The sequence below is a fragment of the Bradyrhizobium sp. WCU1 genome (assembly GCF_053474805.1).
In genome coordinates this window covers 1,346,345-1,357,616 of the sequence record NZ_CM130280.1, presented here as the reverse complement: position 1 = coordinate 1,357,616, position 11,272 = coordinate 1,346,345, and the positions used below count along the sequence as shown (strand labels likewise).

General features: G+C 65.9%; 8 protein-coding genes. 7 read left to right on the top strand and 1 reads right to left on the bottom strand.

Going from position 1 to position 11,272, the window contains the following annotated elements; genetic code table 11:
- The first annotated feature begins 17 nt into the window (after positions 1–17).
- The 7 genes from ACTUWL_RS06140 to ACTUWL_RS06110 all read left to right on the top strand — a co-directional run bounded on the left by ACTUWL_RS06140 (position 18) and on the right by ACTUWL_RS06110 (position 9,865).
- Positions 18–1,112, top strand: coding sequence for an LLM class flavin-dependent oxidoreductase (locus tag ACTUWL_RS06140; RefSeq protein ID WP_021077427.1), 1,095 nt, complete (start codon positions 18–20; stop codon positions 1,110–1,112).
- Entirely contained in the window at positions 1,109–2,050 is a 942-nt protein-coding gene (locus ACTUWL_RS06135) for an ABC transporter substrate-binding protein (protein WP_021077426.1), read from the top strand. The genes ACTUWL_RS06140 and ACTUWL_RS06135 overlap by 4 nt, the downstream gene beginning before the upstream one ends.
- A 371-nt stretch (positions 2,051–2,421) precedes the next feature.
- Positions 2,422–3,267, top strand: a complete 846-nt coding sequence (locus tag ACTUWL_RS06130) for a CmcJ/NvfI family oxidoreductase (RefSeq protein WP_021077425.1) — start codon at positions 2,422–2,424, stop codon at positions 3,265–3,267.
- 255 nt (positions 3,268–3,522) lie between these two features.
- Positions 3,523–4,782, top strand: coding sequence for an MFS transporter (locus tag ACTUWL_RS06125; protein ID WP_021077424.1), 1,260 nt, complete (start codon positions 3,523–3,525; stop codon positions 4,780–4,782).
- Positions 4,783–4,811: 29 nt separating this feature from the next.
- Positions 4,812–6,470 carry a hydantoinase B/oxoprolinase family protein gene (locus tag ACTUWL_RS06120; protein ID WP_021077423.1) on the top strand — a complete coding sequence of 553 codons (1,659 nt, stop codon included), beginning with the start codon at positions 4,812–4,814 and terminating at the stop codon, positions 6,468–6,470.
- Between the two features lie 7 nt (positions 6,471–6,477).
- Positions 6,478–8,517, top strand: coding sequence for a hydantoinase/oxoprolinase family protein (locus ACTUWL_RS06115; protein ID WP_021077422.1), 2,040 nt, complete (start codon positions 6,478–6,480; stop codon positions 8,515–8,517).
- A gap of 106 nt (positions 8,518–8,623) precedes the next feature.
- Positions 8,624–9,865: an ABC transporter substrate-binding protein gene (locus tag ACTUWL_RS06110; RefSeq protein ID WP_035650439.1), complete on the top strand. Its 1,242-nt coding sequence runs from the start codon at positions 8,624–8,626 to the stop codon at positions 9,863–9,865.
- 173 nt (positions 9,866–10,038) lie between these two features.
- Here ACTUWL_RS06110 and ACTUWL_RS06105 read toward each other — a convergent pair whose 3' ends face one another.
- Positions 10,039–11,253: a mandelate racemase/muconate lactonizing enzyme family protein gene (locus tag ACTUWL_RS06105; RefSeq protein WP_021077420.1), complete on the bottom strand. Its 1,215-nt coding sequence runs from the start codon at positions 11,251–11,253 to the stop codon at positions 10,039–10,041.
- Between the last annotated feature and the right edge of the window lie 19 nt (positions 11,254–11,272).

The window sequence follows — 11,272 nt, the reverse complement described above, 5'->3', positions numbered from 1 at the left end:
CAACGGAGTTATCAGCCATGCCGGTCGAGTTCATCGGCTTCATCACCAACAACAATGCGTCCGAGACCATCGTGCGGTCAGGTCCGGTGCTCGATCCGCCCTATATCGAGACGGTCGCCAAGGCCCATGAGCTGGCCGGCTTCGATCGCGCGCTGCTGGCGTTCCATTCGACGACTCCCGATGCCTTGCAGGTCGCGCAGCATGTGCTCACCATCACCAAGCAGCTGAAGGTGATGATCGCGCAGCGTCCGGGCTTCACTGCGCCGACGCTGTTGGCGCGCCAGCTCGCGACGCTGGACCAGTTCTACGGCGGCAGGGTTTCGCTGCATGTCATCACCGGCGGCAACGCGATCGAGCTGCGCCAGGACGGCAACACGCTCGACGACAAGGACGAGCGCTACGCCCGCACCAGCGAATTCCTCGACGTGGTCCGGCTGGAATGGACCAGCGAGAAGCCGTTCAGCTACAGCGGCAAGTATTACAATGTCGAGAACGGCTTCTCGCAGGTGAAGCCGTTGCAGAAGGGCGGCATCTACACCTTCGTCGGCGGCGGTTCGGATGCCGCGGTCGAGGTCGCCGGCAAGCACGCCGATACGTTCGCGCTGTGGGGCGAATCCTACGCCCAGGTGCGCGACGTCACCGCGCGGGTGCGCGCGGCCGCGGCCAAGCATGGCCGGCCGACGCCGCGCTTCAGCCTGTCGGTGCGGCCGATCCTGGCCGACACCGAGGAGAAGGCGTGGAAGAAGGCCGAACACATCCTCGAGCGCGCCACCGCGCTGCAGGACCAGACCGGCTACCGCCGTCCCAACCACGCGACCGACGGCGCCAAGCGGCTGCTGGCGCTGGCCGATCAGGGCCAGCGCATCGACAAGCGGCTGTGGACCGAGATCGCAAAGCTCACCGGCGCCAACAGCAACACGACAGCGCTGGTCGGCACGCCCGAGCAGGTCGCCGAAGTGTTCGGTGATTACTATGATCTCGGCGTCAGCCACTTCCTGATCCGCGGCTTCGATCCGCTGGTCGACGCCATCGACTACGGCCGCGCGCTGATCCCGTTGACCCGCAAGCTGATCGACGCACGCGACCAGCAGCGCGGGATCGCCGCCGAATGATCCGCTTCATCGTCGCGGCGGCGCTTGTGTTCGCCGCCATCGATGTCGCCGCCGCGCAGACCATCCTGCGTGTCGGCGACCAGAAGGGCAATTCGCAGGCCGTGATGGAAGCGGCCGGCGTCTTGAAGGACGTTCCCTACAAGATCGAGTGGAAGGAGTTCGCCGCGGCGGCGCCGCTGCTGGAGGCCTTGGGTGCGGGCGCGATCGACACCGGCCTGGTCGGCGATGCGCCGTTCACGTTCGCGGCTGCTGCCAAAATTCCGGTTAAGGCGATCGCGGCGGTACGCCAGTCGCGCGACGGGCTTGCGATCGTGGTGCCGGAAAATTCCGCGATCAAGAGCTTCGACGATCTGCGCGGCAAGAAGATCGCGACCGGCCGCGGCTCGATCGGCCATCAGCTGATCCTGGCGGCGCTGGAATCGAAGGGCTGGCAGGCGAGCGACGTGCAGATCGTGTTCCTCGCGCCGTCGGACGCCAAGGTCGCCTACTCGCAAGGCTCGGTCGATGCCTGGTCGACCTGGGAGCCGTATGTGAGTCAGGAAGAGGTGCTGTTCAAGTCGCGCCGCGTCATCACGGCCGACGGCATCACGCCCGGCCTCGGCTTCCAGGTCGCAACCCCGGACGCGATCAAGGCCAAGCGCGCCGAGCTCGAGGATTTCGTGCGCCGCCTCGCCACCGCGCGCGCCTGGTCGCAGCACAATGTCGAGGGCTATGCTGCGACTTGGGGCCGGCTGATGAACATCCCGCCCGCAGTTGCGGTGAACTGGCTGGCGCGCGCCAAGATCCGCATCGCGCCGATCGACGACGGCGTGGTCGCCGACGAGCAGAAGACCATCGACCTCTACGACCGCTGGGGCCTGATCCGGCAGAAGATCAACGCCGCCGATATTGTCGATCGCTCGTTTGCTGCGGCGGTGGAGAAGGGTGCGGGGCTGTAGAGCGCGACAGCATAGGCGGCAGGCGCTGCAAATCACCATCAGCGTCGTCCTGGCGAAAGCCAGGACCCATTACCCCAATCGTCTGTTTTGGACGAGGCTGGTGCCGCTATCCCGCTCATCATCAAATTCGGTGGTTATGGGTCCTGGCTTTCGCCAGGACGACGGGCGTGGAGAGGATGCGCTGACACTCATCACGCTAACGAATCCGTGATCACCAAAATATCCATTCGTCCCGCGCCAGCCGCACGGCAAGGATTTTCCTCACGTCGTACATTCCGGAACAGCAACGTTGCTATTTTCGCCGCGCCCTTGTCACCCCGGCCGCCGCCGCCAAGATCAAAAGCACCAACAATCGAGTCCGGGAGATCACCGTGGGCCTTCAAGAAACTCGCATCGAGTCGCTGCCGTTTGTGACCGCTGAACTGAATTACCTCGCGCCGACGCCGGGCAAGCCCCGGACTTACGCTTTCGATCCGCCGCCCGGCGAACCCAAATCCACCGCGCTGCCCGAACCCCACAATGTCCCGATCTTCGACGGGCGCCTGATCGCCGACAGCTTCTCGCTCGATCGCGAAGGTTTTGCGCTGGTCAAGCATCCGACCAGCGTGAAGGACTATTACGACGACAACGAAGTCCGCAACGTCTACTACCCCGCCGTCGAAGCCTTCCTGAAGGCGACGTTGAACGCGGACCGTGTCTTCATCTTCGATCACACCGTGCGCAAGCGCGTCGAGGGGGCGGCTGACATCCGCGGCGGCGGACCGCGCCAGCCCGCAACCCGCGTCCATGTCGACCAGACCGCCGTGTCGGGCCTCAACCGCGTGTTCGAGCATCTGCCGGACGAAGCCGAGCAGCTCGTCAAAGGTCGCGTCCAGGTGATCAATCTGTGGCGCCCGATCCGCGGTCCGCTGCGTGATTCACCGCTGGCGATGGCCGACGGCACCACCGTCGCGCCGGAGGATCTGATCGCCTCCGACCTGATCTACCCGAACCGCAGCGGGGAGACCTATTCGGTGAAGTACAATCCGAACCACCGCTGGTTCTACATTCCCGAGATGACGCCGGACGAGGCGATCCTGCTGAAATGCTATGATTCGGCGACCGACGGCCGCACCCGGTTCGGGCCGCACACCGCGTTCGTCGATCCGACCACGCCGGCGGACGCCGCGCCGCGCGAAAGCATCGAGCTCCGCACGCTGGTGTTTCATAAGCAGTAGTCGCGATCAGGTTAGCCGCAAATTCGGTGCGCTCCCTCTCCCGCTTGCGGGGGGGAGGGTCCGGGTGGGGGCTCTCTCCACGAGTTGCGTCGTGGAGAGAGCCCCCACCCGGACCGCATCGGACGATGCGATCCGGCCTCCCCCGCAAGCGGGAGAGGCAAGAAAGCTCAGCCCGATCCGCATGCCTATAAAGTTGGCAGCATCAGCCCAATAATGTTACGCCCTCCCCAAGGCTGCTTGGGAAATGGGCGATTCATGGACGGCGTGGTGACGAAGGAGGAGGCGGGGATCGGGTTCCGCGCCCTGGTTCTTGCGCTCCTGGCATTGGCCTCGGCCCACATGCTGTCGACGCTGCTGCGGACGATCCCGGCGATCAGCCTCGACCTGATGGCGCGGGATTTCGGTACCTCACCGCAGGCGCTGGCGAGCCTTACCTCGATCTATCATTTCTCCTTTGCCGCTTCGCAAATCCCGGTGGGCGCCGCGATGGACCGCTTTGGCGTGCGGCCGGTGTCGCTGAGCCTGCTCGGCGGTACCGTGGTCGGGACGCTGGTCTCGGCGCTGGCCACCGGCCCCGCGAGCTTCGTGCTCGGACAATTGATGCTCGGCATCGCCACCTCCGGCATGCTGATGTGCCCGATGACGCTCGCCGCCAAGCAGATGTCGGCGGCGAAGTTCGGCTTGTGGTCCGGCCTGATCCTCTCGATCGGCAATATCGGCATGCTGCTGTCGGCGAGCCCGCTCGCCTTCGTCGTCGATCAGTTCGGCTGGCGGGCCGGCTTCTGGGTTTCGGCTGGATTCGGAATTGCGGTGCTGATCGCGGTGTTTGCGCTGGTGCCGCGGCAGCCGGCGGTGCATGCGGATGATTCCTCGCCGCTGCATCAGATGGCCGAGGTGCTGCGGCTCGGCCTGTCGCGCGGCCTGCGCGGGCTGATCGCGCTGTCGCTGGTCTCGCTCGGCGCGTCGCTGGTGCTGCGCGGCCTGTGGGGCGGGCCGTGGCTGATGGATGTGAAGGGCTTGAGCCGGATCGAGGCCGGCAACGTGCTCGGCCTGTTCACGCTGGCGATGATCGTCGGCCCGGCCTGCATCGGCGCCTTCGATCGCAAGTTCGGGCACCGCCGCACCATGGTGGCGGCAACGCATGCCATCGCCGCATTGCTGTTGGTAGCGATGGCCGCCGGCGCGCCGCATTTCCCGGTCTCGAATCTGTTCGGCGTTGCCGTGATGCCGACGCAATATGACCTGGTGCTGCTGATCCTGATCGGGCTGGCGACGTCGGCGCAGCCGCTGATCTATGGCATGACGCGGCAGCTCGTGGACGCCCAGAACACCGGCAAGGCGCTGTCGTCGGTCAATCTCGCGTTCTTCCTCGGCGCAGCGCTGTTGCAATCGAGCACCGCCGGCGTTGCGGCGCTGTTCGGGCTGCCTGCCGTGCTGCTGTTCATCGCCGCCGCGCTGGTGATCGGGGTCGTGCTGTTTTGGGTCTATACCTCGACGGCGGTGACGATAAGATAGCGGTCTGTTCCACTGCTTCCGGAAGTCACGTGTCCACGCCTGCCAAGATCGATCCGATCACTCGTTCCGTCGTCCAGCACCGCCTGTCGTCGATCGTCAAGGAGATGGGCGAAGCCATGCTTCGCACCTCCTATTCGCAGATCCTCAATTCCAGCCGCGATTTCTCGCTGGCGATCTGCGATACCAGCGGGCGGTTGATCGCGCAGGCCGATCACATTCCGGTGCATGTCGGCGCGCTGCCGTGGGCGACGCTCGCGGTCGAAGAGCGCTTCAAGGATGTCGCGCCGGGCGACGTCATCCTGCTCAACGATCCCTATCAGGGCGGCAGCCATCTGCCCGATCTCACCGCCTTCGTGCCGGTATTCGATGGCGGAAAAAGGCTGCTATGGACCATCGTGCGGGCGCATCAGAGCGACATCGGCGGCGCCACCCATGGCGCTTACAATCCGGCGGCGACCGAGATCTATCAGGAAGGCATCCGGATTCCGCCGATCAAGCTCTATGAGGCCGGCAAGCCGCGCGAGGACCTGCTCGACCTGCTGGCTTTGAACATCCGCAACCCCCGCGAATTCCGCGGCGACCTCGCGGCGATGCTCGGCGCGGCGCATCTCGGCGAGCGGCGGGTCGCAAAGCTGTTCAGCGAATTCGGCGCCGAGACGGTCGAAGCCGCGATCGAAGCCATTCTCGATGCGACGGAGCAGCAGACCCGCGCCGTGGTGTCGACCTGGAGGGATGGTGTGTTCTACGGCGAGGCGCTGCTCGACGATGACGGCCACGGCCGCACCGACATCAAGATCGCCGCCAAGGTGACCAAGAAGGGCAGCGACATTGAGGTCGATCTCACCGGCTCCGATCCGCAGTCGACTAGTTTTGTCAATTCGTCGCACGCCAACATGCAGGCTGCGGTGGCGATGGCGTTTGCCTATCTGATCGACGCCGATATTCCCAAGAACACAGGCGCGCTGCGGCCGCTGAAAGTGGTGGCGAAGCAGGGCACCATCGTGTGGGCCGATCCCGGCCGTCCGGTGACCTTGTGCACCAGCCATCCCTCCAACGAAATCGTGGAGGCGATCATCAAGGCGATGTCGGCGTCCTGTCCGGATCGCGTGATGGGTGGCTGGGGGCGAAGATTCCGCATCGCGATCCAGGGCGAGGATCCGCGCAACGGACGCAATTTCATCTGGCACATGTTCCAGGCGCGGCCCGGCGGCGGCGCGTCGCCCGGCGGCGACGGCTATTCCTCGATCGGCGAGTGGCATTCGGTGGGCGGGCTCAAATTCGGCAGCATCGAGGTCGCCGAAGTGCGCTTTCCGCTGCATTTCCGCCAGCACGAGTTCCGGCCGGATTCCGGCGGCGATGGCCAGCATCGCGGCGGCCTCGGTGTGGCGCTCGACATGGTGCTGGAGACCGAGAGGCCGGCCAAGGGCAACACCGCCGGCGACGGCGCGCGCCACGGCCCGTGCGGCATGCTCGGCGGCAAGGATGGCGAGCCGCATCACTATCGCCTCCTGTCGGAAGGCCGCGCGCCGCGCGTGCTGAAGACCAAGGAGGTCGGCATAGAGCTGCGCCCCGGTGATTGCCTCGAGATCCGCTCGTCGGGCGGCGGCGGCTGGGGGCCGCCTGAGAAGCGCTCGGCTGAGGCGCGCGCGCGCGACGTCGCGCAAGGTCTGGTTTCGAAGGCGGTATAGGGCAGCGATGTATACGATTGGCGTTGACGTCGGCGGCACCTACACCGACCTGGTTGCGACTGATCAAAGCGGGCGAACCGTGTTCGCGAAATCGCCGTCCACGCCGGCCGATCAGTCGGTCGGCGTGATGGCCGGATTGGAAGAGCTGGCGCGGCGTCTCGGCGTCACGCGCGCGGCGATGCTGGCCGCCACCGATCGCCTGGTGCACGGCACGACGGTTGCGACCAACGCGTTGCTGGAACGCAAGGGCGCCAAGGTCGCGCTGCTCACCACCGAGGGGCATCGCGACGTCGTCGAGATGCGCGAAGGCCTGAAGCCGGATCGCTACGATCTGCGCACGCCGCCGCCCGAGCCGCTGGTGCCGCGCGAGCGCCGCTTCGGCGTGCGCGAGCGGCTGAAGGCCGACGGCAGCGCCGCTGTTGCGCTCGATGCCGCCGCGCTCGGCGATGTCATCGCCGAGGTCAAGCGCTCCGGCGCGAATTCGGTCGCGGTCTGCTTCCTGCACGCCTATCTCAACCCGGTGCATGAGCTTGCCGCGGTCGAGCGGCTGGCGAAGGAACTGCCTGATGTCAGCGTGTCGCGCTCCAGCGACGTGCTGCCGCAGATCAAGGAATATGAGCGCGTCTCGACCACGATCGTGAACGCCTATGTCGAGCCGACGGTGCGGCGCTATCTGACCAATCTGGAGCGCAGCCTGCATGAAGCCGGCTTCAAGGGCTCGCTGTTCGTCGTGCTGTCGCACGGCGGCATGGCGCCGGTGGAGGAAGCCTCGCGGCTCGCTGCCGGCACCGTGCTGTCGGGCCCGGCCGGCGGCATCTCCGGCAGCCGCCGCTGCGCCGAGATGCTTGGGATTCCCGATCTCGTGCCGTTCGACATGGGCGGCACCTCGACCGATATTTCCTTGATCGCTGACGGCCAGGCCTCCCTGTCGGCCGACGGCATGCTCGCCGGCCAGCGCATCGCGCTGCGCAGCCTCGACATCGCCAGTATCGCGGCGGGCGGCGGCTCGATCGCCAGCGTCGACGGCAGCCGCACGCTGCGGGTCGGGCCGGAGAGCGCGGGCTCGGTGCCGGGTCCCGCCTGCTACGGCAACGGCGGAACGGCTGCCACCGTCACCGACGCGAATGTCGTGCTCGGCTATCTCGATGCGGCGGCCTTCATGGGCGGCGCGCGGCCGCTCGATCGCGCCGCGTCGGAAGCCGCGGTTGACCGCATTGCGGCGGCGCTCGAGCTGTCGCGGATCGAGGCGGCCGCCGGCATCTACAAGATGATCAACCTGAAGATGGCCGACGGCATCCGCCTGATGACCTTGCGCCGCGGCGTCGATCCCCGCAAATTCGCGCTGCTCAGCTTCGGCGGCGCGGCCGGCATGCACGCCGCCGAGGTCGCGCGCGAGCTCGAGATCAAGCGCATCATCGTGCCGACGGTGGCCTCCGTGCTGTCGGCCTGGGGCATGCTGACCAGCGATCTGCGCTACGAGGTCAGCCGCACGCATTACGGTACGGGGCGGATTTCCGCCGACGAGGTGCGCGCCTTGTTTGCCGCGCTGGAAGCGCAGGCCGCGGGGCGGCTGCGCGACTGGTTCAAGGGCGACATCGCAATCGAGCGCTCCGCCGAGATGCGTTATGGCGAGCAGGTGTTCGAGATCGACGTGCCGCTCGGCGATCTCGATCTCGGCGCCGCTGACCTCGTGGCGCAGATCGAGGAGCGCTTCCATCGCCGCCATGAGGAGCTCTACACCTACGCCTCGCGCGGGCAGGAGGTGGTGTTCGTCAACGCCCGCGTCGCCGCGGTCGGCAAGGTCGCGCCACGCGGCAGCGATGCCGGAAAGGCCGGCTCGGCTGCGGCCTGCACGCCCCGCGGCAAGCGGCAGGCCTGGCTCGGTGGCTGGCGTGAAGTGCCGGTCTATGCGCTCGATGGCCTCAAACCGGGCCATTCGCTGGCCGGTCCTGCCATTATCGAGGCCGAAACCACCACGGTTCTGGTCGCTGATGGCGACCGCGTCACGGTCAATGCGCTGGGTTGGCTGGACATAACATTGCGCTGAGGTCCACCTCTGCCATCAACATTTCATTTTTCCGGCCTTGGCTTGGGCGATAAAGTCCGCTCGCTGGGAGGGAGCGCCGGTCTGCGCCGGCGTTGTGGCGATGTTGATGCAAACAAAAAGACAAACTGCGCTTTCGATATCGCTGGTCTTCGCAGCCGTTCTTGCGGCGGTGCCGATGCGCGCGCAGCAGGCGCAGGCAGCGCCCGAGGCGGCCGGCAGCGAAATCCGCATCGGCAATGTCATGCCCTACACCGGGCCGCTCGCCGCGTTCGCCACCATCGGGCGGGCGGAAGCCGCCTATTTCGACATGGTCAACGAGCATGGCGGCATCAACGGCCGCAAGGTCAGGTTCGTCTCGGTCGATGACAGCTCCAATCCGAAGACCGCGATGGAGCAGACCCGCGATCTCGTGGAGCATCAGGACGTGCTGTTGATGTTCGGCTCGTTCGGGACGCCGAGCAACCTCGCGGTCCGAAAATATCTCAACGAGAGGAAGGTCCCGCAGCTGTTCGTCGCCTCCGGCGACGAGGAGTGGGCGCATCCCACGAGCTTTCCCTGGACCATGGGCTGGCAGCCGACCTTCCGCGCCGAGGGACGGATCTATGCCAATTACATCCAGGCCGCCTATCCCTCGCGCAAGATAGCGGTGCTGTGGCAGAACGACCAGTTCGGCCGTGACCTGTTCAGAGGATTGCAGGAAGGGCTCGGCGACACCGCGGGCATGATCGTCGCCGACCTCGCCTTCGACGCATCGGAGACCGCGATCCAGAACCAGGTCGGAATCCTGAAAGGTTCCGGCGCCGACATCCTGGTGTTCGACGGCGCCCCGGCGATCGCGGCGCGCGCGATCCGCGTCGCCGCCGACCTCGACTGGCATCCGGTGTTCATCCTCGACAATGCATCGGCCTCGATCGCCAGCGCGCTGCGGCCCGCCGGCCTGCAGAATTCGCTCGGCGTGATCTCGACCTCGTTCCTGAAGGACGCCGGCGACGCCGCCTGGAAGAACGATCCGCAGATCAAGGCGTGGGACGCCTTCATGGACAGGTACTATCCCGACGGCGACAAGGACGACATCTACGCCGTGTTCGGCTATGCCGCCGCCGACACGCTGATGCAGGTGCTGCGGCAGTGCGGCGACGACCTGTCGCGCGACAACATCATGCGGCAGGCGGCGTCGCTGAAGAACTTTCAGAGCCCGATCGCGCTGCCTGGGATCGTGATCAACACCGGGCCGAAGGATTTCCGTCCGATCAAGCAGATGCGGCTGGTGCAGTTCGACGGCAACGCCTGGCAGCCGATCGGCGACGTGATCGAAAGCGCGTTCACAGCTGTCAGGGAGGATAATTGAGGGGGGCGCGGTAGTTGAGGAAGCGTCGTCCCGGCGAAGGCCGGGACCCATTACCACCGAAGCCTGTTGTTATAGCGGGCTGTGGCTCCAGCGCACCGGCTCACTCCCATTCGTGGTTATGGGTCCCGGCCTTCGCCGGGACGACGACGTGGAGAGGATCGGCGCAACGATTTCTACTTCTTCAGCCCGTAGTTCAACAGCCCGCCCTTGTTCTTCGGCGGATGCGCGCGCAGGCCGTCCTCGTTCGGCTCGGTGCCCCAGCCCGGGCGGTCCGGGATCACCAGATGGCCGTCGACGAATTCGGGCACATGGGTGAACAGCTCGTGGTCCCAGGCGAGGCGATCGATGTCGGTCTCCATGATCCGCAAATTCGGCACTGCCGCGCAGAAATGCGCGTTCATCATGGTGCAGAGATGGCCGTAGAAATTATGCGGCGCGACGTTGACCTCGAAATGCTCGGCGGCGGCGACGATCTTCATTGATTGCCAGACCCCGTTCCACGGCGTGTCGATGATCGCGACGTCCATCGCCTGCTCGGCGAAATAGGGGAGGAATTCGCGCAAGCCCAGCAGCGTCTCGCAGGACGAGATCGGGTGCGGGCTCTGGCGGCGGATGTAGCCGAGCGCCTGCGGGTTGAAGGTGTCGATCTCGACCCAGAACATGTCCATCTTCTCGATGGCGCGCAGGATATTCAGATAGCCCTCGGTCTTGGCGTTGAAGTTGAGGTCGAGCAAAAGGTCGACATCCGGCCCCGCGCCGTCGCGGATCGCCTCCAGATGCATGCATAGATTGCGCAGCACATTGCGGTCGACATTGATCTCGGGCTGGAACGGCACGCCGAAGCCGGGACGCCAGCCCGCGGGCTTGCCGTCGGTGTAGACGAAGATGTTGGTCTTCATCGCCGTGAATTTCTTCTCGCGCACCTCGGCGCCGATCGCCTTGACGCCGTCGAGATCGGTGATGGCCGGCTTGTACCAGTCGGGGTGATTGATGCGCCAGGTCGCGCAATGCGACCAGTAGACCCGCACGCGGTCGCGGATCTTGCCGCCGAGCAGATCGTAGCAGGGCACGCCGAGCGCCTTGGCCTTGACGTCGAGCAGCGCGTTCTCGATGGCCCCTAACGCCAGCGCCACCACGCCGCCGGCAGCGGGACGGGTCGCGGCGAACAGCTCGACATAAATCCGCTCGTGCTCGAACGCGTTCTTGCCGACCACCCGCGCCGACAGCCGTTCGATCGCGGCGGTCACGCCGGGCGCGCCAAAACCTTCGTCATACTCGCTCCAGCCGACCAGCCCATCCGAGGTCGTCACCTTGACGAAATGATAATTCCGCCAGCCGGCATCGCAGGCGAGCGTTTCGACGCTTTTGATGGTGGTTGATTTGCTCATGGTTTCCTGCCCCGCGCTT